The organism is uncultured Methanobrevibacter sp. (assembly GCF_902764455.1).
Taxonomy (GTDB): Archaea; Methanobacteriota; Methanobacteria; order Methanobacteriales; family Methanobacteriaceae; genus Methanocatella.
This window is the reverse complement of the sequence record NZ_CACWVY010000014.1, coordinates 86,244-108,099: the sequence shown is the minus strand read 5'-3', so window position 1 is coordinate 108,099 and position 21,856 is coordinate 86,244. Positions and strand designations below refer to the sequence as shown.

Here is a 21,856-nt window from a genome sequence, read left to right as displayed (position 1 = left end):
GCCCCACAACATTCTTATTTTATAATTCAAAAAAAAATTTAAGGAGTCAAGATATTATGGTGGAATCTTTTAAATACAAATCGAAAATAGCAACTGCTGTAGCATTTCTTGCTACAATCATAGTAAGCCTTGGAAAAGATGGATTAACAAAAATCATACCCGCAGAATACGTATGGATAATCCCAGTATTAGTTACTGTTGCTTCATGGATTCTAGCACAAAAAACCGAAGACCATAGGGTTGTTGTAGCTGAACAAAAAGCAATTGAAGATTATAAAAATGAAATCATCACAACTGATGATGATGATGTTGATGTTGATCCAACTATCAAAGAAGATGAACTAACTGATGATGATGTGATAGTTGGTGACGAAAATGGCTGCTAATTGTTTTGATGAAGATGAAATCATAGATATTGACCCTGCAAGTAACTATGAAGAAATACAAAAGGGTGATGACTAATGAGTCCTGCAAAACAAGAATCATGCTACTATGAAGAAAGAATCAGTAACCTTGAAAGAGATGTTGCAGAACTCAAAGCAAGAATGGATAATAAAAAAGAAGACATCCATGACATCAACAAAGAACTACAATATGACCGTAAACAACAAATTGAATTAGTTGAAAAGGTAACGGAAGTGACAGTACTATTAAAAGCAGGTCAAGAACAAAGAGATGCAAACAATGAAGTTAACAATCAAAAGTTCAATGACCTGGAGAAAAAAATAGATAATCTAACCGATGAATTAGATGAAACTAAAACTCAATTAACAGATACAAAAGAACAATTAACAGACTTCGTAGCAAGTCAACGAAGCTTCAGAAACACCATGACAGTAGGAATACCAATCGCAATAAGCTTCATAGTAGGAATATTATTCCATTTATTAAAAATTTAAATTTTTATTATATATTTTATTTTTATTAATGCTCATTAAATCATGATTTAATGAATTTTATAAAGGGTTTGGTATAAATTGTTAAATTATTTTTGGAGGACATCAAAGAATGAAAATCGAAAAAATAAAAATAACAGACCTAGTACCAGCCGAATACAATCCACGAAAAATAACTCCTGAAGAAAAACAGAAGTTAAAAAATAGTATTGATAACTTTGGAATAGTTGAACCAATATTAATAGCTTTATCTGATAATGAAATCATTGGAGGACATCAAAGATTTGACGTCCTATTCGACCAATACCTATTAGATAACAATATCTTCAAAGAACTAAACCTCTTACGATTAAATGAAAGTTTCGGATGGGTATTCCCAGACAATGATAAATCATTAGAATCAGAAGATATGAAAAAAGCATTAAACCTAGTATTGAATCGTGTAAGTGGAGAATGGGATGAAAATAAATTACAAGCCATCTTCACAGAATTAAAAGACTCCGGATTCAACAACATGGGTTTAACAGGATTCAACAACGATGAAATAACTGGTTTCACAGGATTAAAAGAACTAAATGAAGACGCAACTATTGTTGAAGAAGACATTCAACTTGACACATCAATGATAATCCCTGAAGATGAACCAGAATACGATGAATCCATCGCAGATAATATTGAAACAATAACTTGTCCAAGGTGTGGATATGAACTCCCAAAAGAGGAATATTCACAATAAACCTAAAGTAATCTCAACATTTAGTGGATGTGGTGGAAGCAGCTATGGATACAAACTAGCAGGATATGAAGTCCTACTCGCAGTCGAAATGGACACACATGCAGTAGCAACATATCAAAAAAACTTCCCAAACACACCAATCTATTACGGTGATATCCACAAATTAAGTGTTGAAAAAATCTTCGACATAACAGGATTAACTCCTGGTGAACTAGACCTATTCGACGGGTCACCACCATGTCAAGGATTCAGTACAGCTGGACAAAGAGACTTTTGTGACTTCAAAAATCAATTATACCATGAATACATCAGACTACTAAGAGGATTATATCCAAAGACATTCGTAATGGAAAATGTCTCCGGAATGGTCAAAGGTAACATGAAGATCATCTTCAAAGACATCCTACGTGAACTAAAAAATAGTGGATATGATGTTCGTGCAAAACTAATGAACGCACAATACTACAACTGCCCAACAAGTCGGCAAAGGATGATATTCATAGGTGTAAGAAAAGACTTAAAGATACCTGCAAGTCACCCAAAACCAAAAACCCAACCAATACCATGTAAAAAGAGTATTGGACATTTAGAAGGTAAAATTAAACCTAACAACTCAAGCATCACAAAATATAGTATTTACTTACGACCAGGACAAAAGTCCGGTGATGTTCCAAACTTCCCAACAAAGACAAGGGACATATACAGATTATTGCCGAATAAACCATGTCCAACAATCACACGAAAACCTCAACTCGTCCATTATAAAGAAGACAGAGAATTAGATGTAAGTGAACTAAGCATACTTCAAAGTTTCACTTATGAGGATAATGATTTCAAATGGATTGGTAGTGAAAATCAAGTTAAAGAAAGGATAGGTAATAGTGTACCACCAAACTTAATGCGTGCTATTGCAGAGCATATCAAGGTGAATGTGTTGGATAAAATTTCATAATTTTTTTTTAATTTATTAGTATTTTTTAGTATATAAAAAAAGGAGGGTTATTCCTTATGGCAAAGACTAAATTAACTCCACAGCTGCAAGCAGAGTTTTGTAAAGCTTTAGAAAATGGAGCAAGCATATTAGGAGCTTGCGGGCATGTTGGAATAACTGAACCTACTTATTATAATTGGATGCGCAAAGCAGATGAAGCAAAGACAAGAACTAAATTTGTTAAGTTCAAAGAATGTGTTGAAACTGCAAAGGAAAAAGCATTATTCAACTTTGAACAAGTTATTGTCTCTGCTAGTATGGAACATTGGCAAGCTGCAGCATGGATGCTTGAAAGAAGGTATCCTAACATGTATGGTAAACGAGATAAAATTGAAGCTGATGTTAATCATAAAGGTTTATCTGGTCTTGCAGATGCTATAGCCATGAGTAAAGAGAAGCATAGGCGAGAAGATGAAGCAGACTAAACAATATTTTGAATATGGTGAATTTGGAAGAACTGCTATAAATTTTCTTGAGAATAGTGATGCTTGGATTAATGTTGCTCATGGATCAGTGAGGTCCGGTAAGACAATTACATGTAATGCAAGATGGTTAACTTTTCTTGCTGAATCTAATTCTGATGAATTCCTAATAAGTGGTAAGACATCATCATCTTTGAAAAGGAATGTTATTAATCCATTAATGGCAATGATGAATACTGAGGATATTCCTCATGAGTTTCATCAATATGATGGTGAATTAATCATTGATGGTAAAACCTGTTATTGCATGGGATTCAATGATGAGAAAGCCGTTGATGTCATCGCAGGTATGTCTGTCGGGGGATGGTTAGCAGATGAGATAGCAAGATGCCCACAATCTGCCGTGGAGATGGCCATATCACGTTGCAGTGATATTGGAGCTAAAATGTTCTGGAATACCAATCCAGATAGTCCTTACCATTATCTTTTCACTAATTACATTAACGACCATGAATTATTAAAATCAGGAACAGTCAAAACATGGAAGTTCCTATTAGATGACAACCCAAACTTACCACCAGAATATGTAGAAGAATTGAAACGTGTTAATCAGAAATCTGAAGTATTCTATAAAAGGAATATTCTTGGTGAATGGGTTATTGCCGAAGGAGCAATCTATGACATGTTCGACACTAAAGAAAATGTCTTTACATGGAATTACTTAAATCATGATTTTCCTGCAGATCAACAAATTCATGAAATCAACATATGCTGCGACTACGGAGTAAGTACCGTTACAACTTTTGGAGTAATGGGCATACATCGTGATATCGCTCATGGTAACACCTACTATTTATTAGAGGAAACCTACTATGACAAAGAAGATATCGGTGTAGCACAATCAGACTCCGAACGTGTAGATGACATTGTAATGTTACAGGACAAATACCACCTGGACAACAACAGCACAATCTATCTACCTCATGATGCAGCAAGCTTAAAAACTGCTTGTCAAAAAGACAATCGTGTTAAATTAAAAATTAAAACTTATGCTCCAGATACCTATGAGGATATTAAAAAAACACAAGACCTCATAGCTAATAGGAGATTCTTAATACATCAAGACTGTGTAAATAGCATAAGTCAAGTTCAAACTTATAGTTGGGATAAGAAAGCTCAACAAAGAGGAGAAGACAGGCCATTAAAACTCAACGACCACTGCCCCGACATGTGGAGAGGCGGATTATACGGTCCTGCAAATATAACAACCAACGCAACACCATTAGGTGTAATCTACTTTTAAGGAGACCATAAATTATGTTTGATAATTTTCGTATGAACATTAAATCAATGTTTAAACATGAAAAAGTAAATCCTGTACTTCGTAAACCTTACTTGGATAGTTTATATCAACAGTACATACAACAATATAGTTTCATGTTTAACATTGTAAATAAAACAGCTGGACATTATGGTTTCTTTAAAGAAGCAACAGACAATCCATATGTCTACAGTTGTGTAAATGCAATCAGTGATACATTTTTGATTAATGGATTTAAAATAAACAATCCAGATGAATTCACAGTAAATATTCAAAATGTAAGATACTTAACCAATTTATTCAATCAACCGGAAAGCAATGAATCTGCAATGACTTTCCCAATATTCCTGAAACAAATAGTTAACAGTCAAGAATTAATAGGAGACACATTCATTGAAGTTAACTATGATGACTTCAGCTATAATGATAACAATTACAGCATCATAACTGGATTACAATATGTACCGGCCAGTCTGTTAAGATGGTTTGATGATACTGCCCAGTATGGGTTTCGTAACAAACCAAATATTCGTTATGAGCCGGATGAATTAATCCATATCTACGAACCGGAATTAGAATTAACTGATAGTAAATTCGGTGTCAGTAAATTAGAGAAAATCCAAAAACCATTGATTATGATGTGGCTTGGATTAGATTATAATCAAAAGATTATGGAGCATGAAGGTATTGATCCAACTGCAGTATTATCATTCCCTGAAACAATGGATGATGATATGTTCAATCGTGAACTGCTCCGTTTGCAAGCTATGATTCAAGCTCAAAAACAAGGTGGTATGTTAGCAGTTAAAGGTGCAACATATCAATCAGCTAATCTTACTAATAAGGATATGGATTATGTTAATACGATGAATATGTGTCGTGATATGATTGTTAGCTTGTATCGTGTGCCACCGGCAATGATTGGAATCATTGAAACCGCAAACCTTGGAAGCGGAAATGGGGAAGCTCAAAAAGAACAATTCAAAAACGTTATGAATGCAAAAGCTAAATTTTATGAAGCAGCATTCAACAAGACATTGGGTCGTAATGGTTTTCAGGAAGTTTTCCAATTCAATGAAATGGATATTGAAGATGAATTGAAACGTGCTAACATTGAATCCACTCAAGTTCGTGATGGTATCTGTACTGTTAATGAAGTCCGTAAAGGTTATGGTTGGGACCCTGTTGATTGGGGTAATGAACCATTAGGATACGGTCAAGCAGGAGTTAACCAATTATTTGATATTGAACAGAAAAGTTTAAAATTAGAAAATAAAAACTTACAAAAAGCCTTATTAATGGAACGATTAAGGAACGAATATCCATGATAACTGTAAATGACTCACAATCTCTCACTAGTCAATTATTAATTGATGAATTAGAGTTATGGGGATTATTTGATAGTAAAAGTATTAGTGATGATAAAACTAAAAGATACTATCAATTAATCGATGATTTGTTGGATAGTCAGATTGGTGAGTCAATCGCATGGTTACAATCAGATGAAGCGAAAGAATACTTCTTTGAACAAGTAGAATTGCAGAAAGAAATATTCGATGCATTAGAAGATTCATGGGATACAATATTCGACGGCCATTATGAGAAAGTTGATGATTTACTCGATGCTATATATGATGAGGGTAAACGAAAAGGTTACTCTCAAATCAAGGAAACATTAAATTATACTGATGCGGATATTCAAGCTATCCGTTTAGCTAAAGATTATAATTATGATTTAATCCGAAATTTAACTAGTGATTTGCAGAATACAGTTAAGAATAAAATATTACAAGGAATTATCTCTGGTGAAAATCCTTATAGTTTATCAAGGATATTAACTAAAGCAGGTGTAACTAAATTAGATGGTTCACCATTCACAGCACGTCAACGTGCTACAATGATTGCTAAGACTGAAACATCACGTATGCAGAATACTGGTATGTTGCAGTCTTATGTTAATGAGGGTTATACTCAAGTCAAAATATTAACTGCTGAAGACAAGGATGTTTGCACTACTTGTCTTGAATATGCTTTCAAATTCAATAAAGATGAACCAAGAGTTTACTCTCCAGAATTACTTGAAAGAGAAAAGGTTCATGATATTGTTACATTAATTAAAGGTGGTAAATTCCCACCATTCCATCCTGTATGTAGATGTACTTATTTAACTGTTTGGGAAACTAAGACTGATGCTCCATCTAATCCGCCAATTATTAATTTAACTCCAATTGGTGCGGATATTAGGAGACAGGAATATGAGTTACCTGAACCTACAAAGGAACAGTTAATGAAAAATTTAAGGCCTCAGGAAAGGGAGAAATATGAGAATTGTAAGCGTAATATTCCAAAGCAAAAGGAATGGTTACAGAACAATCCTAATGCTCCTGCTGAAGAGATTGCTAAGCATCAGAAACGTTTAGCATTTTTGGAGAAGAAGTTTTTAGAGTTGAAGAAAAAAGCTTTAGGTGGAGAAGCTAACATTCCAGTTAAAAAACCTAAACCTAACGAACCTAAAAAACCAGTTGAAGAAAAACCTAAAAAAGAAAAACCAACATCCGAAGAACCAAAACCACAAACTCCAGTTGAAAAACCAACAAATAAACCTACTACTCCACAAGAACCAATTACTGTTACTCGTGGACAATTAGAAGATGGTTTAAATGAAACTGAGTTAAAAGAATACGATGACATTGTCAAACGTATTGAAAGAATTAATAAATGGTTAGCTAATGACCCATTAAGTCATGGGTTTACTAAAAGTGATGTTGACCGTCAAAAAGAGATTCTTCAAAATGGTAAAGAAAGGATAGAAGAACTTAAAAAACAAGCATTGAATTCTAAACCAAAAACTCCTAAAGTGAGCACCCCAACTGATGCTCCAAAACCTGAAGATAAACCTCAAATTTCAAAGATTAATTTTGATGAAAAAGTTTCTGAATTAAGAAAAGACTTACCAATTAGCAGTGAATCTTTTGATGAAATTCTTAAATGGTCTAAGAAAAGAGTTAAAAATAAAACTCGTTACGGCCGTGAATATGATACATCAACTGGTGAATTATACCCTCGTGAAACAAAAGGTCGTGAATATATCTGCCAATTCACAAGTAAAGATTCTCCTAATGTTGTAAGAATAACAAGTATGGGTAAAGGAGAAGATGGTATCCCATCATCTACTGATTTTAAATTAAGTCGTGCAAGTGCAAATCAAGATTTTCTATTTGTATCTAACAAAGAAATATGGTATATTCATTCCAATGAAAACTTTGGTTTGTCCTCATTAGCTACTAGTCAAAAAGAAATTGATACTATCTGCAGAAATGCATCAAGAGATGCTCGAAGTAGAGTTATGGATTTAGTGAGAGAAGGTAAATTATCTCGTGATGATGTATCTGCTTTACGTGAAGCACAAATGAAATTTGAAGGAGATAATCTTCTTAAAGCTTTTAGTAGTAAATCTTGGGAAGATAAAGGATTCATTGTTCGCCGTGCTCAAAGAGAAGATATTAAAACAGTTACTCGTAAATCATCTAAACCTAATACTAAAGAAACTGTGGATACTACTCATATTGATAAATCTAAATTAACTTATGATAATCTTAAAACTCCTGAAGAAATAGCTGTATTTTATGACTTGGAGTATGTGCCTGAACTTAATGCTAAAGGTAAAATTGTTAGTCAGAAATTCATTGACCATATGACTTATGTTGATCCAAGTACTGGTGAAAAATTTAATCATAAAATGGAGATAGTTTTTGACAGTACCTTTGTTGGACCTAATAGGCGTAAAGCTAAAAATTTAATTGATACTACTAATTCTGGACAATGTAAGTATGACCAGAAAGAGTTAATCCGTATTGTTAAAGAAGCACCAGAAGTTTATAAGTTTGCTACTGGTCAGATTAATTTCACTGGTAAAGACCGTTATGCTAATAGGTCATTCCAACCTAATGAGTTAGGAAATGCTACTTGGTATCGTAGTTATGAAATTAAGAATAATAAATACTATTTGAAAGGTGTTAATAGTATTATGATGCCTTATCTTCCTTTAAGTGTTAATCATGAGAATAGGGGTACTGCTAGGCAAACTTTGTATCATGAAATGAGCCATCTTTTTGATTATAGTTTAATAAAAGGTGAACCTCGTGATTTAATGGTTAAAGGTACTACTACTGGTTTGTCTCGTGAGGAAATTATAAAATTAAATCAGTATTTGAAAGCTGGTTATGGTCATGGTGTATCTGGTGATAAATCTTGGAAAGATGTTCAGAAAGATGAGTATGATTATCAAGGAAAAAATAATTATCCTCAGGAAGGTGCATCTTGGTACGGTACTGTTAGCAATGCTCCTGAACATTGGGCTGAAACTGGTAGTATGGCTGCAATTAGTTTAACTGATGATTTGACTGATGCAGTTATGGAAGATTACCGTCATAATAGTGTTAAGTTTGATGATTGGAGCAAGTATCATAAACCTACTTTGGATTATGCAGTTAAGAAAATAAAATCAATTAAACCTTCAATGTTTACTTATAAGAGTTAAATGGTTTAAAAAAGGTTAAGTATGATGTTTAACATATATAATAATTAATTGAGGTGTTATTTTGAAGATTAGAGATTTATTAAATCAGTTTGATTTATTCTTGAAGATTTCTGATGAAGTAATGGAATTGGAAATTGAAGGAAATTTTAAATCTTATTCTACTATGAAAGATGATGAATTCGGACATACTTATTATGTCTTTGAAGATAGTAATCATCGTGTGGAATTATCTGAAACTAATTATAATTGTATGTTGGTGTATAGTACTTTTCCTGACCGTGAGAGTCCTGCTCATGTGGTTTGTTATAATGACCTTGGAGGGATTGTTTCGGTAACTTAACTTATTTCTATTTTTAGATCATGTTTATTTTCTTGCATTAGCTATTTTGAGGTCACAACACATTTTTTTGTGTTCGTGGCCTTTTTTAATAGACCAACAATAATCATAAAAAATACTTTACATTCATTTGTTACAATAGTACCAACCCAACAACAAAATAAAACATGATGATAAAAACCGAAGTTCAAACCTTCAATATCATCACAAAAAAAATAGTGTGTACAAATCTTCTGTCAAATAAACCATTTAACAATCTCCGAAATTGTTAAAAACTGGAGTTTTCCGTGGTTTCTCCCATAAAACCAAAAAACCCGCATAATATTCATAACATATATTCCTCCATTAAAAGACCATGACAAATAATAAAGTTCATGGTCTTTTAATGAAACAATATCACAGTCATTTCGCTACTTTAAGACTCCACCTGAATACGTGGCTAAACTATTCAGAAGTACGCAATTTCTACATCAAACGACATTATTTTATGTCACCAAAAAAAATAGAGTTCCTCACTCTCTTTGTTTTTGACCAAACATACAGGGGATAAAACGTTACGTCATAAAACTGTCCTCATATTTTCCCCCCACATGTAATTGCTACAAAAAAAACTGCGACTTTGCTTTCTAAGTATCTTTTGCGACAAAACCAAATGAAAAACAAAAAAAAGGGAGAATCCTCTCAAAACTAATTTTATAATTTAATATTTTTTTGAAACATAAAAAAAAGGGCTTTTTTATAAAATTTTAAGACTTTAACAACTTTTCTCCCTTTAAGTTTTTTCATAGCATCTGTATAAATCTGCATAAAAAATATACAGTTAAAAAAAAAGGATTAACAATTTAAGAATCCAGTATTTTTTTCTATATTTAATCTCTCTTTTAAAATACAATATAAAATTCTTCATGTTAATCCTTTTTTCACCTCCTTTCAAAAATTATTTTAATTTAATCAGAATGTTCTTTTTTATATGAAATTTAAAACACCGTCTAGCTATGCTAAGAACTATTAAACTTCATATAACTTCACTTTTAAGCTAGTGAAAAGAACAAACCTTTAAAAAAACATTTTTTTTGTGATACAAAATGACAACCGCTGTAAAAGAATATCGTGTCTACGGATTACCCATTGAAGCAAAATCCTACGACATGAACGACGATGGAACATTAACAATAGTAGGTGTTGCATCCACCACCAACAAAGATTATGCTAATGAAATAGTATCACCAGAAGTTTTAGAATCATTAGCAAAACAAGCCGTTGGAATCAACATATATCGTGACCACAACCGGCGCTACGAAGGTGGAATAGGAGCAGTTATCGAAGCATGGGTAAAAGATAACCAACTTTGGATCAAAGGAACAATCCTATCAGAATATGCTCCAGGAATCAAAGAACGTCTAGACATTGGAATGAACTTTGGTTTCAGTATATCAGGATTCCCAAAGAAACAAAGAACACCTGAAGGCTTACTAATTGTTGATTATGATTTGAAAGACATTACCTTAACTTACATCCCAATGAACTGGGATACTTACGGTACTGTTGAGTATAAAAGCCAAAATTTGATAGCCAGCAACTGTTTGACTGGTGCATGTTATCATGCGATAAATAACGAGGTTGAAACAATGGAAAAGAAAGACAATGATAAAATTGAAGACAAACTTCCGGAAGAACCAGTAGAAGACAAAGGTATTAACGATGATGCTGGTTTATCTGAGGCTCAATTAGCTCAAGTGAAAGATTTGATTAATGAATCTTATAATGAGTTTGAGGGTAGAATAGTTGAAGTTATAGAACCAAAACTGGAACCATTAGCAAACTCTGCAGCAAACAAAGCAGCTGAAGAAGTAGGTAATCGCATTATTTCAGAGTTCAAAGCAAGTCAAGAATTAAATGAAAAAGACTTGGATGAAGAGGAAGAACCGGTTGAAGAATCTGAAGTAATCGAAACCGAAACTGACCCTGTCTCTACTGAAGAAGAGGAAGTTGAAGTTGAAGTTGAAAAATCTGAACCTGGTATGAGTGAACCAACAACCGGCAAACCTGAAGACGAAGAAAAAGATGAAGAAGAAATTGAAGAAAAATCATTAGATGAAAAAATTCATGATGAAATTGTAAAACAATTAAATGAAAAATCTAATACTTCAAAATTCGGTAAATTCCAACAATCACAATCTGAACCTCCAGTAATGGAAGAAAAATCTGTTAAACGTGATGGTTACGGAAGAAACCTTAAATTCGTATAATATTTTATTTTTAAAATCTTTTGTGTAAAAATTTTATTTTTTTTTTTATTAAGACCACAATTTTATTTTTTTTAATTAAACTTTTTTAGGAAACGTGATTAATATGGCTATGAATATTAAAGAATTAATTTTAGCTCAACAACCTGTAAATATGAGCTTTACTCCTGTAGTAGGAAAGAAAATGGATGAAAAATCCGCTGATGCAATGTTTGATGCTAATGGTAAATTAAGTCCTGGTTGGGCAGAACCAACTTTCGATGATTTCTTCACCAAACTTGATGAAGACCCTGTATTATTAGATCAATCCAGAATGATTAAAATGACTTCAGCACAACATGACTTAGATGACTTAGATGCTGACTTAGACTTTGAAGCTCAAAGAGACACCACTACTGGTAACAGTCTCAAATTAACTGATAATGAAATTCCTATTAAAAGGACTCGTAAACAGTTAACTGCACAAGCTTTACAAGCTATGACTGTAGTTACTAAAAACTTCATTGATGAGAACATTGAAAACGATGGTTTCATGTCCACTTTAATGAGCTTATTAGGTACTAAAACTGGTCCTGCAATGGAAAGATGGGGTATTTACAGTGACCCTAATGCAACTCCAGTTCAAGGAGAAGCATCTGGTTTTGGTATGACTAAAGGTTTAATTGCTCAAGCTATTGACATCAAAAAGGATAATACTACTGATGCTAATGGTCTTGCTAACCTTGTATACTCTAATGATGTTGTTGGGGGATTATTAGATGCTGCTGAAATGTATGTTGAACAAGATGGTAATATGAAAAATGCTAACATCGTTGTTCCACCTATCATGTACACCAGAGCAGTAAGAGACATCGCAACTCGTGAAACTGATTACGGTGATGCTATATTGAAAGATGGTAAAATCCCAATGATTATGGGAATGGAAGTTGTTCAAGATAACACTCTTCGTGAAACTAGAAATGGTTTCGATACCATGAAATTCACTAATGGTGAATATAAAGCAAATGGTTCTAATGTTACTGATATGAGATACGCTTTCATTGGTGAACCTTCTAACATTGCATTTGGTATGATGAGAGATATTGAAATGTACAGTCAATGGGATATCCGTGAAATCGGTTACATCGTAGCTATTCTTGCTAAAGCAGATGCTAAAATCCACAGAGATGAAGACACCCTTATTGTGCCTTTCACTAAAAATGCAAAATCTAACTCTTAAATATTCTGCTTAATGGAAGTTGATATTTATGACTGATGTAGATTACTGGTTAGATTTACCAGATAAATGTAAAACTGATAAAAGAGCTAGATTTAATTATATTATGGCTAAAATCAATGAAGATGGTGGAAGTTCAAATTCCACTTCTTCTGAAAACACTGATGACGGTGAATAAATCCCATAATATTTAATTAAATTCTTTTTTATTATTATTTTTTTTTAATATTTTTCAAAGGGAGGGATTATAACATGAGTTTAATTACTCCTGAACAATTAAAAACTAATTTAGAATTACAAGGGGTATCTGATTCTGATTTAGAAGATGAAAACAAATTACAATCTTTAATTGATTTGAAAACAAGTGAAATTATTGCTCTGACTGGTTTACCAGTTAACCCTGTAAACAAAAAACAGATCATAAGAAAATTCACTGGTGATTTATTTGAATCAGATTGGTATCCTATAAGTGAAGTTACTTCTTTTAAAATTGATGGAATTGAATTAACTGATGATGATTATGTATTGGATGAAGATAGTGGTGTCTTTTATCTTAATAATTACCACAATGGCATGTTGGTTATTGAATATATTCATAAACTATCTGATGAAGCTATTCAATCTAAAATCAATCCTTTAATCTCAGATATGGTATTATATGGATTCACTGCATTGGATAATAAAACTGGAGACATATCAAGTATTCATGAATCCGACCAATCAATAAGTTACGATACCAGTAACAGTCTTGGTAACAGGATTTATGCAAGAATTGATAATTTGAAATCCAGTTACAGTTCATGTCGTGTAAGATGGTTAGGGTGATACTTTATGCCGGTCTTTTTCCCAAACGAAGAAATCGAATTATACGGCCATGGTGAAGATGATTATGATTATCATGGACCCAAAGGTGATTATATTCTTCGTGAAACAGTTAAAGGTAATTTTTCACCATTAAACCCTTCATCAAGTTTAAAAGAATTTGGAAAAATATTAACCGATACTTATAGGTTAATATTAGATGAAAATACTGAAATCTATGATACTGATTTAGTTAAAGTCAATGGTGTTGATTATGAGATAATTGGAACACCAGAAAATTGGAATCATGGATTATTACCTCATAAAACAATACTTTTGCAGAAATTACGGAATAATAGCAGAGGATAAAAGAATGGCTAATGGATTAACATTAAAAGTTGATTTTAGTGATAACTATTATAAAAAGCTTGGTTTGAAAAATGGTAATGGTTTTGAAGATGCATTAGATAAAGGATTGGAACATTCTATGTCTGATGCTGAAAACATTATCAAAAGAGAAGTGCCAAGACCGGGACACAGTATGTCAAGGTCTGTTCCACAGTACAAACCAACAGGTAATTTGCAAAGAAGTATTCACAAAACGAAAAAACAAAAATGCTCATACGAATTAAGGAGTAATGCAAGGAGCAGAGGTGTTTTATATTGGCCTTTTGTTAATTATGGGACTAGTAAAATGCCTGCTAATCCATTTCTGACTCGAACTGTTAATAAGATTGCTCCTAAAGTGAAAGAGTATGTTCTAGAAGAATTAGCTGCTATGGGCATTTTTGATTAAAAAATAATTTATTTTTTTTAAATAAAGTAGTAAAAGGGTGAAATGAATGCATATCCTTGAAAAAGCATTTATCACTTTACTACGCAATCATCTACCAATACATAACAAGTATATCTTCACAGGAAGTCGATATATTGCTTCAGACAATACGCCATGTGTATCGGTACAGGTAGCAGATGAATCATATATTCGTAAACATTATGTTGAACTGGATCATGTCCAACATTTACGAAGATTATACAATGCTGATGTCTGGGTTAATATCTGGTGTAATACTGAAGAAGAAAGAACTAGTCTTATTGATGCGATTGAATTACGATTTAATCAATTAGAAGCTAGTCATTACACTACTTGTTCTAATTTTAATGATGACTGGTGTAGTAAACTTGATAGTGAATGTGAAGTTTTAACTTCAGATACTGGTCGGGCAAACAAAGGACAATGCCCAAATCTAGAAAATTTCACTTCTTTTTTTGAAACTTTCAATATTTCACAACGGACATTCTATGTAAACAGCATGACTGATTTGGATGAACGTGATGAATCTGAACCAGTTCTTAGAACTATTTTTAAGTTAAATATGCAGTATTACAAGTTTTATCCGATTGGTGGAAGATTATTTGATGATATTAATTTTAATGAGGATTTATTATGACTGTAAAAAAATCTGATAAAAAATCTGAAACTTCGACTCCTGCAAAAAATGCTGCGGATAAAGAAAAATTAATTCTTTACGAAGCAGTCCAAAAACACCCTACTAAAAATTACATTATCATTGGTGCTTTGTCTAGTGCAGGTTTATTAGACCAATACAGACAAGAAGAGTCTGAATATGGTATTGAAGATATTGCTCCATCCATTACTATGGATGAGCTTGATAAAATTGTTAAAAACTTTTTAGGAGAATAAATATATGTCAATTGATTTAACTGAAACTCCAAAGATTAAATACTTTGAAACTGAGTCTAATCCGACACCTAACGGAGATGGTGCGGAAATACCAGTTATCATAGGTATTACTGGAAACTCCACTCCAGCAAGTGATGTTTTAAAATTTAAAAATTATACTGCAGCTGCAAAAAGTATTGCAAATGGAGGTATTGGTACTGACCCTGATACAAATCCAGTTCTTAAATTTTTAAAAGGATTCTTTGAAGAAAACATTAAAAAAGAATCTGATGACCTTACAGTACCTTATGTATATGTTATTGACCTTGGTACTGGTAAAACTTCTGGTCAAACACCTACATTAGATAATGCTGCATGGACTGCTGCATTTGCAACTGCAAAAATCAAAAGAGATGCACAAGCTGAAGTATTAGTCGGTTTTAAAAAAGCTGATACTGCTGCAAAAATCATCCCTATAATTCAATCAGGTCTTGCTAAAATTAAAGAAGATGCCAAAAAAGGAAATCCAAGAATCTTATATTACTCTGTTGATGGAATGGATATGGATGAATTAGCAGAATTAAATGATTCAGACCAAACTAATTATGTTCAAGACCCAAGAGTTGGATTAATTGGACCATTCGATGAATTTGGTATTACCTGTGCAAGAATATTCACAACTCACTTCAGTGAAGAACCAGGATACGAAGAATACCGTTCTGTATCTGCAGGAACTTTCACTGAAAGAACTGACGATGAAGAAGATGAAATTCAAAATGCAGGAATCATTTTCAATCGTGATGAAAAACCTGGAAAAAGTGTTCATCCAAAAATCTGTCTTGCAGTTTCATCTGCTTTTGCAAAAAACCCAGATAATCGACCAAACGATTGTTTGTTGCATGCAAGAAGAAATGTAGACCAACTTATTAGAGATGCTTTTGAAGTATTATATCCTCAACTCAAAAGAAATGAAACTGAAGTTAATCTTTCTTATTTGCAAGCAGATATTGATACTCTTGTTTCTGAGAAAAAAGAAGCTGGCTACATGATGGAAGGAACCTATATTGATGTTAAAGAATCTGAATCAAATCCTTTCGATTTAGATGTTGAAGGTGTAGCTGTTCCTGTAAATTCAACTGAATTAATCCGCTTCACTATGTATATTGAAGCACCTGTAACAACTGTTAGGAGTTAGATAAATATGGCAATAACTGTTGACCCAGCTAATAATACTTATGACTTAGCCGAAATGAGATTAGATGGAACTACTATCTTATCTAATGAAAATAATGTTGACCTTTCTGAAGAAGGTGGGGATATTAAATATGTCACTAATTCTGAACAAGGTACACGTAGATCAAGTAAAAAAGATACTATTGAATGGGGTTTATCTGGTGTTGAACCAGAATATTATGATTTACTTTTAGAATATAAATTATCTGGTAAATTATTCCCAATCCAATATTATAATTTCGGTAAAGGTGGAAAATACAATCATAGATTAACTTTAACTTATTGTAAAATCACTGAATTGACTATGAGTCATGGTGATGATGGACCAACTATTGATTGTAGTGGAAATGCTTTAGGTGTTGAAAGACCTAGATTATAAAAAGAAGATTTTTTTTAAAGTCTTCTTTTTTATTTTTTTTTAATTTAATTTAATTTTTAATTTAATATTTTTAAAATTTTATTTTTCATGATTATCATTTTATTATTATTTTTAAAGGAGGATGCAAAAGGATGATAGATGCAAAAGACCAATATGCTCTTCAAAATGTATTTCCTGAAGAATGCAAAAGATTGCCTTTAGGATACCTTGAAGAAGATGAAAAAATATTAGCAGAAAAATGTATAAATGGAGAGGAATTCACACAAGAAGAATTAAGCCAATTACAAGAGTTATTGGATAAATATCGCCAATATTTCCACAAATATGATAGTGTAGAATTAGAGGAAAATATTGAAGCGAATATTAAAGTTATTAATTCTTCTACAGAATTGTTAAATATTTTAGATGATCCAAACCGTTACCGGTTTGATATGCATGTTAAACTCAGTGGGCAAGTTTACCGTTTAGAATTCCGTTTAAAACCATTATCTGATAATGAATACATGGATTTATTGGACGCTCAAACAAGAGTGTTCCGTGATTTAAGTAAATCTGAAAAAATGGTTTATAGTAAAGCAACAAATGGTGTGCCGTTATCTCAAGAGGAAGAAAAAATGCAACAATCCATTCAGGACAAGATTGTTGAAAAATTGGGAGATGTTGATAAAAATAATGATGTTATCACTACTTTTTTAATCGACCATGTTGAATTGGTTGGTGATGAAGATTTGAATAAAACACAACGTAGAAAATTCTGGACTAAATTAGACATTGGAGTTCGTGCTTTAATCTATAATAAATGTAAAGAGATTGTCCGTATCGATGAAGGATTTGAAGTTGATTTATTTCCAGATGTTAGATAGTTTTGTTGGTGAAGTTTATTTTCGTGTTAGCAAACATTTGTGCATTCCCATTTCTGAAGTTATTCGTGGTTTTTATAATCGCGATTGGGATATTATTATGTTAATGCGAAAATATGGTGAAGAAATCAAAGCAGAGCAGAAAAGAATTAAACAAATGAAAAAAGAAGCTCAAAAAGCTAAATCTAAATCTAAACGTATGAGGAGAAGATAAGAATGGTTAATACTGCTGAAGAGATAATGCTCACATTGGAAGGACGTGACAATGCATCTCAAATGTTTGCTAATGTTGATAAAAATGCTCAATCGATGGCATCCAATATCTCCGCTGCAATGTCAAAAGTAAACATGGGATTAATGAATATTGGGCAGGTATCTGATAATGTAATGCAATCTCTGACTGGTAAATCTGCATTAGACAATATTTTCGGCACTACTAGTAAAGCTGAAACTAATGCTGTTCTTCTCAAAAACATGCTTGATGATACTGCGAAAAATTATGATAAGTTTTATGAGAAAGTTGATAAAACTACAGATTCAAGTTTAACCAGTATGCAAGAATTAATTCCTGCTTTAAAAGCTTTTAAATCTGCTACTGGTGCTACTGATAAAGAAATGACTAACATCACAGATGAAATGGCTAATTTTGGTGCAGCAGTATTAGCACAAACTGGTAGTACTGATCTTGCTCAACAATCTATGATGGATTTAAGCAAAGGTATTAAAGGAGCATTCGCAGCATTAGATCAGTATGGTATTACTCAAGATGCATTGGAACGTACTGGTTATTGGAATGGTGATGAAAAAGATGTTGAAGGTTTCATGAAAGCTGTTCAAAAGGTAACTGGTTCAACTGAAGAGTTAATGGAAACTAATACTGGTTTGGATGCTTTGATTGGTAAGGCTTTTAGTCGTGCGGGTAAAAAAATTGGTAATGAATTCTTACCAATTATTAAGGATGTTAAACGTGGTTTCATTGATTTAGATAATGAATTAGGTGGAAATCTTACTGCATCAATGCTTGTTCTTGGTGGAGGTATTGATACTCTGAACCAAGGATTCTGGAATATCTCTACTACTGCAAATGGTCTTAGAGATATTGGAGATGGATTTGAATGGTTAACGAAAAAAATTAAAGGTACTACTGATGCTGCTGAAGCTGCTGGAGACGCAATCAACACAATCAGTAATATTAGTGATATGGGTGCAGGTGCTGCTGGACTTGGTGGAGCAGTAGGTGCTGGAGCACAAGCCGGTAAAAAAGCAGGTAAAGCTGAGAAAGCAGTTGAAGGTGGACTTGGTGCAATGTCCACTGCAGACATGCTTGCAAATCTCAAATCCAAAAATAATTATAGTGAAGAAGCAATTAAAGAAGCTAGTAAAAGTGTCAAATCATCAAAACAAATACAAAAAGAAATTGACACCGCTTACGATGCCGAAGCTAAAATATTTGAATTAATGGGTAAAAAAGATGCAGCTCAAGCCAACATTGATTCTGGTATTTTTGGTAGTGGAATGAGAAAACAATTCCAAAAACAAATCCAAGATGTCACCGATGAAATGGATAACATCGTTGGAAGAGATTTATGGAATGGAATTAAATCTAACAAATCCTCATTATCCAAAGTTGAAGATGAAAGTAATTCTCTTTGGAAATATTATCAGAACATTTTTGATGGTCAAGAAACTGCAATGTCCAATGCAGAAAAAGTATCATCAAAATTAGGATTCAAAGACAAAGGTGGAATCGGTGTATTCCGTGAATTAGCAGAAGAAACATCTTCATCTAGACAAGAAGCTTCTAAAGTATTAACTGGTCTTGATGAATTAAAAGATGTTCAAGATGAAATTCAATGGGGAATGGATTATACTCAATCTGGTTTTCTTGGCAAATTAAAAATGAGAAAAGACAAAGGAGTTAAAGGAAATGTCTCTGATTTATTAGGTGGAATTAAAAACTTTTTCAAAGGTGGGGAAGAAATTGCAGATGTTGTTGATGACGCATCGGATATTGGAAAAACATTATCTGGTGTAGATGATATTGCAGATGGTATGAGTGCAGCTGCTGCTGCAGGTGAAGCAGCAACTGCAGCAGGTCCTGCAATGGAAGCAGGTGCAGCAGGTGGAACTGCAGCGGCTGCCGGTGCAACAAGTTTAAGTGCAGCATTCACTTCAATGATTGTTCCACTATTAGCTTTATCTGCCGTTATTATAGTGATGATTCCTATTGTGGCATTAATTGCAGCAGAAGCAATGGTATTCTTAAGACTGTTAGCAGATTTCATGCAAGCACTAAACTTTGATAATGTTGATTTAAAAGGAGCAACTAAAGGTATTCAACAAGTTGCTACTGCTTTGGCTTGGGTTGGTGTTGCCATGGCTGCAATGTCATTCACAAGCATAATGACTGGACTGGCAGTAATAACCGGAGGTTTCATGGGTATACTCGGACCATTAGATATTGCTGTGAATGCTTTGAAACAAGCAGGTCAAAAGTTATCTCAATTCAATAGTGTTGCTATTGATCCAAGTGTAGCTACTAAAATCAAAACTATTAGTGAAACTTTAGGTAGTGTTGCTGAAGCTATGGGTTCATTGACTTGGAATAATATTGTAACTGGTTTCAGTAATTTTGTTGCTAACCTATTAGGTTTTAGTAGTGTTACTGATGGTTTGGAACAAGCTAAAAATGATATTATAAAAGCTTCTGAAAAGTTAAATGAATTCTCAGGCATTACTGCATTAGATGAGGGTGTTGCGCAGAATATTCAAAATGTATGTAACAGTCTTGCTAGTGTTGGAGATGCTATGGGTGCATTACGCAGTATTCGTGATGGTCAAAACTGGGATGATATATTCGGTAGTTTAATGAATGGTCTGTTCGGTGAAGGAGTGGACATTCAAACAGCATTAATGAATGTTAAAGATGATATCATACAAGCTAGTCAAGCATTAGCACAATTTGAAGGCATTAGTGAAATTCCTGAAGATATTTCCGGTAAAATACAGAAAGTTGGAAGTACATTAACAACTGTTAATGATACTGTCAATACCATTAAAGAAATGGTTGGTTCTGGTTTTGATAATTGGGTTGAAGGATTATTTGGTGGTTATGATGTTGCTGGTGGATTAGAAAAGATTAAAACTGATTTAATCACTGCATCACAAAAACTCGCAGAATTATCTGCTTTATCAGAAATTGATGAAGGTATAACAGAAAAAATAACACAGGTAGGAGCTGCTTTGCAAAAAGTTAGTGAAGTTTCCACCACTTTAACAACAATTGGTGATAGTGGTATTGGTGAATTTGATTCAAGTATCATTACTACGGCGGTTAATAATGTTCAAACTGCTGCTACTGAATTAGCTAGATTAAATGAAGTTACATTTGATGGTGCAACAGCAGATACAATGCTAGGGGCTATTCAGACAACTTTGGAAAACTTGAAAACCACATTAGCTGCTGCGTCTGGTTTTACTGAAGCTTCAATGAGTATTGGTACTCAAATTATCACTGGTGTGCAATCTGGTTTAGCACCTTTACCAGGTGCTGTTCAAACAAGTGTTTCATCTGCGATTAATAGTGCAGGAAGTCAAGCATTAGCCGGTGGAGCAATGTTAGGTAGAGCAACTACAACTGGTATGAAATCTACTTTACAATTAGCAAGTGTTATGAGTGCAGAAATGGACCATGTGAAAGCAGCTGTAGATAATGGTATTGCTGCTGCTAAATCAGCTGCTGAAGGTGGTGCTAAAGAAGTTGTGGAAGCATTTAAATCTGGAATTAATGTAGGTTCTCCAGGGGATATTGCTCGTACTATGAAACAAGAAATGTTATACACAAAGCAATTTATTCAAGCAGCTTACGAACCTTTGGCTCGTGCAAGTTATGAAGTTGCCAAGGGTATTGTTGGTGGATTTGGAAATCCAAGCTTGGATATGGATATGGGTATGTTTAGTAATGGTGGTCAGTTAACTGCTGAACATATTGGTGCTTTGAAAACAACAATTAGTAATGCTCCGGAAAAACAAGACAATCGTCCTGTGACTATTATTGTTCAAGAAGGAGCTGTTAGAATTGATGCACGTAATCATACTGTGAAAGATGCTCAAAGATTGATGATTACTGCATTTGAAGGAATGAATCATATTACTAATATTGATGTTGATATCTAAAAAGGGAAAGGTGGTATA

Annotated in this window: 21 protein-coding genes; all 21 read left to right on the top strand. The window is 33.3% G+C overall.

The window, feature by feature from the left end; all coding sequences use genetic code 11:
- Positions 1-56: 56 nt before the first annotated feature.
- The 21 genes from QZU75_RS05555 to QZU75_RS05455 all read left to right on the top strand — a co-directional run bounded on the left by QZU75_RS05555 (position 57) and on the right by QZU75_RS05455 (position 21,838).
- Complete coding sequence (locus tag QZU75_RS05555; RefSeq protein WP_296882142.1) at positions 57-386, top strand: hypothetical protein; 330 nt, start codon at positions 57-59, stop codon at positions 384-386.
- Positions 387-461: 75 nt separating this feature from the next.
- Entirely contained in the window at positions 462-899 is a 438-nt protein-coding gene (locus tag QZU75_RS05550) for a hypothetical protein (protein ID WP_296882141.1), read from the top strand.
- Between the two features lie 109 nt (positions 900-1,008).
- The gene (locus QZU75_RS05545; protein ID WP_296882140.1) at positions 1,009-1,632 is read left to right on the top strand and encodes a ParB N-terminal domain-containing protein; all 624 of its coding nucleotides are present in this window, start codon (positions 1,009-1,011) and stop codon (positions 1,630-1,632) included.
- On the top strand, positions 1,601-2,584 hold the full coding sequence (locus QZU75_RS05540; RefSeq protein WP_296882139.1) for a DNA cytosine methyltransferase: 984 nt from the start codon (positions 1,601-1,603) through the stop codon (positions 2,582-2,584). Before QZU75_RS05545 ends, QZU75_RS05540 begins: the two co-directional genes overlap by 32 nt.
- 56 nt (positions 2,585-2,640) lie before the next feature.
- Positions 2,641-3,048: a hypothetical protein gene (locus QZU75_RS05535; RefSeq protein ID WP_296882138.1), complete on the top strand. Its 408-nt coding sequence runs from the start codon at positions 2,641-2,643 to the stop codon at positions 3,046-3,048.
- Entirely contained in the window at positions 3,035-4,348 is a 1,314-nt protein-coding gene (locus QZU75_RS05530) for a PBSX family phage terminase large subunit (protein WP_296882137.1), read from the top strand. Before QZU75_RS05535 ends, QZU75_RS05530 begins: the two co-directional genes overlap by 14 nt.
- Positions 4,349-4,362: 14 nt before the next feature.
- Complete coding sequence (locus tag QZU75_RS05525) at positions 4,363-5,694, top strand: phage portal protein (RefSeq protein WP_296882136.1); 1,332 nt, start codon at positions 4,363-4,365, stop codon at positions 5,692-5,694.
- Complete coding sequence (locus tag QZU75_RS05520; RefSeq protein ID WP_296882134.1) at positions 5,691-8,906, top strand: phage minor head protein; 3,216 nt, start codon at positions 5,691-5,693, stop codon at positions 8,904-8,906. The genes QZU75_RS05525 and QZU75_RS05520 overlap by 4 nt, the downstream gene beginning before the upstream one ends.
- 61 nt (positions 8,907-8,967) lie before the next feature.
- The gene (locus QZU75_RS05515; protein WP_296882133.1) at positions 8,968-9,246 is read left to right on the top strand and encodes a hypothetical protein; all 279 of its coding nucleotides are present in this window, start codon (positions 8,968-8,970) and stop codon (positions 9,244-9,246) included.
- A 1,082-nt stretch (positions 9,247-10,328) separates the two neighbouring features.
- Positions 10,329-11,492 (top strand): hypothetical protein, encoded by a 1,164-nt coding sequence (locus QZU75_RS05510; RefSeq protein ID WP_296882132.1) that lies wholly within the window; start codon positions 10,329-10,331, stop codon positions 11,490-11,492.
- Positions 11,493-11,595: 103 nt separating this feature from the next.
- Positions 11,596-12,708 (top strand): hypothetical protein, encoded by a 1,113-nt coding sequence (locus QZU75_RS05505; protein ID WP_296882131.1) that lies wholly within the window; start codon positions 11,596-11,598, stop codon positions 12,706-12,708.
- Between the two features lie 28 nt (positions 12,709-12,736).
- Entirely contained in the window at positions 12,737-12,883 is a 147-nt protein-coding gene (locus QZU75_RS05500; RefSeq protein ID WP_296882129.1) for a hypothetical protein, read from the top strand.
- A 74-nt stretch (positions 12,884-12,957) separates the two neighbouring features.
- A complete protein-coding gene (locus QZU75_RS05495; RefSeq protein WP_296882128.1) occupies positions 12,958-13,530 on the top strand; it encodes a hypothetical protein in 573 nt (190 codons plus the stop codon).
- Positions 13,531-13,536: 6 nt separating this feature from the next.
- Positions 13,537-13,875, top strand: a complete 339-nt coding sequence (locus QZU75_RS05490; protein WP_296882127.1) for a hypothetical protein — start codon at positions 13,537-13,539, stop codon at positions 13,873-13,875.
- A gap of 4 nt (positions 13,876-13,879) precedes the next feature.
- On the top strand, positions 13,880-14,302 hold the full coding sequence (locus QZU75_RS05485; protein WP_296882126.1) for an HK97-gp10 family putative phage morphogenesis protein: 423 nt from the start codon (positions 13,880-13,882) through the stop codon (positions 14,300-14,302).
- Positions 14,303-14,348: 46 nt separating this feature from the next.
- Positions 14,349-14,957 carry a hypothetical protein gene (locus QZU75_RS05480; protein ID WP_296882124.1) on the top strand — a complete coding sequence of 203 codons (609 nt, stop codon included), beginning with the start codon at positions 14,349-14,351 and terminating at the stop codon, positions 14,955-14,957.
- Complete coding sequence (locus tag QZU75_RS05475) at positions 14,954-15,211, top strand: hypothetical protein (RefSeq protein ID WP_296882123.1); 258 nt, start codon at positions 14,954-14,956, stop codon at positions 15,209-15,211. The genes QZU75_RS05480 and QZU75_RS05475 overlap by 4 nt, the downstream gene beginning before the upstream one ends.
- A gap of 4 nt (positions 15,212-15,215) precedes the next feature.
- Complete coding sequence (locus QZU75_RS05470; RefSeq protein WP_296882121.1) at positions 15,216-16,385, top strand: hypothetical protein; 1,170 nt, start codon at positions 15,216-15,218, stop codon at positions 16,383-16,385.
- 6 nt (positions 16,386-16,391) lie between these two features.
- Positions 16,392-16,802 carry a hypothetical protein gene (locus tag QZU75_RS05465; RefSeq protein ID WP_296882119.1) on the top strand — a complete coding sequence of 137 codons (411 nt, stop codon included), beginning with the start codon at positions 16,392-16,394 and terminating at the stop codon, positions 16,800-16,802.
- A gap of 131 nt (positions 16,803-16,933) precedes the next feature.
- Entirely contained in the window at positions 16,934-17,665 is a 732-nt protein-coding gene (locus tag QZU75_RS05460) for a hypothetical protein (RefSeq protein WP_296882117.1), read from the top strand.
- Between the two features lie 213 nt (positions 17,666-17,878).
- Complete coding sequence (locus tag QZU75_RS05455) at positions 17,879-21,838, top strand: hypothetical protein (protein ID WP_296882115.1); 3,960 nt, start codon at positions 17,879-17,881, stop codon at positions 21,836-21,838.
- Positions 21,839-21,856: the final 18 nt, after the last annotated feature.

What these genes read in the sequence shown, in the direction of transcription:
- QZU75_RS05465 (WP_296882119.1), top strand. Translation starts at nt 16,392, where the DNA reads ATGGCAATAACTGTTGACCCAGCTAATAATACTTATGACTTAGCCGAA.
- QZU75_RS05470 (WP_296882121.1), top strand. Translation starts at nt 15,216, where the DNA reads ATGTCAATTGATTTAACTGAAACTCCAAAGATTAAATACTTTGAAACT.
- QZU75_RS05500 (WP_296882129.1), top strand. Translation starts at nt 12,737, where the DNA reads ATGACTGATGTAGATTACTGGTTAGATTTACCAGATAAATGTAAAACT.
- QZU75_RS05455 (WP_296882115.1), top strand. Translation starts at nt 17,879, where the DNA reads ATGGTTAATACTGCTGAAGAGATAATGCTCACATTGGAAGGACGTGAC.
- QZU75_RS05530 (WP_296882137.1), top strand. Translation starts at nt 3,035, where the DNA reads ATGAAGCAGACTAAACAATATTTTGAATATGGTGAATTTGGAAGAACT.
- QZU75_RS05485 (WP_296882126.1), top strand. Translation starts at nt 13,880, where the DNA reads ATGGCTAATGGATTAACATTAAAAGTTGATTTTAGTGATAACTATTAT.
- QZU75_RS05480 (WP_296882124.1), top strand. Translation starts at nt 14,349, where the DNA reads ATGCATATCCTTGAAAAAGCATTTATCACTTTACTACGCAATCATCTA.
- QZU75_RS05460 (WP_296882117.1), top strand. Translation starts at nt 16,934, where the DNA reads ATGATAGATGCAAAAGACCAATATGCTCTTCAAAATGTATTTCCTGAA.
- QZU75_RS05510 (WP_296882132.1), top strand. Translation starts at nt 10,329, where the DNA reads ATGACAACCGCTGTAAAAGAATATCGTGTCTACGGATTACCCATTGAA.
- QZU75_RS05550 (WP_296882141.1), top strand. Translation starts at nt 462, where the DNA reads ATGAGTCCTGCAAAACAAGAATCATGCTACTATGAAGAAAGAATCAGT.
- QZU75_RS05490 (WP_296882127.1), top strand. Translation starts at nt 13,537, where the DNA reads ATGCCGGTCTTTTTCCCAAACGAAGAAATCGAATTATACGGCCATGGT.
- QZU75_RS05540 (WP_296882139.1), top strand. Translation starts at nt 1,601, where the DNA reads ATGAACTCCCAAAAGAGGAATATTCACAATAAACCTAAAGTAATCTCA.
- QZU75_RS05555 (WP_296882142.1), top strand. Translation starts at nt 57, where the DNA reads ATGGTGGAATCTTTTAAATACAAATCGAAAATAGCAACTGCTGTAGCA.
- QZU75_RS05525 (WP_296882136.1), top strand. Translation starts at nt 4,363, where the DNA reads ATGTTTGATAATTTTCGTATGAACATTAAATCAATGTTTAAACATGAA.
- QZU75_RS05520 (WP_296882134.1), top strand. Translation starts at nt 5,691, where the DNA reads ATGATAACTGTAAATGACTCACAATCTCTCACTAGTCAATTATTAATT.
- QZU75_RS05545 (WP_296882140.1), top strand. Translation starts at nt 1,009, where the DNA reads ATGAAAATCGAAAAAATAAAAATAACAGACCTAGTACCAGCCGAATAC.
- QZU75_RS05505 (WP_296882131.1), top strand. Translation starts at nt 11,596, where the DNA reads ATGGCTATGAATATTAAAGAATTAATTTTAGCTCAACAACCTGTAAAT.
- QZU75_RS05535 (WP_296882138.1), top strand. Translation starts at nt 2,641, where the DNA reads ATGGCAAAGACTAAATTAACTCCACAGCTGCAAGCAGAGTTTTGTAAA.
- QZU75_RS05475 (WP_296882123.1), top strand. Translation starts at nt 14,954, where the DNA reads ATGACTGTAAAAAAATCTGATAAAAAATCTGAAACTTCGACTCCTGCA.
- QZU75_RS05495 (WP_296882128.1), top strand. Translation starts at nt 12,958, where the DNA reads ATGAGTTTAATTACTCCTGAACAATTAAAAACTAATTTAGAATTACAA.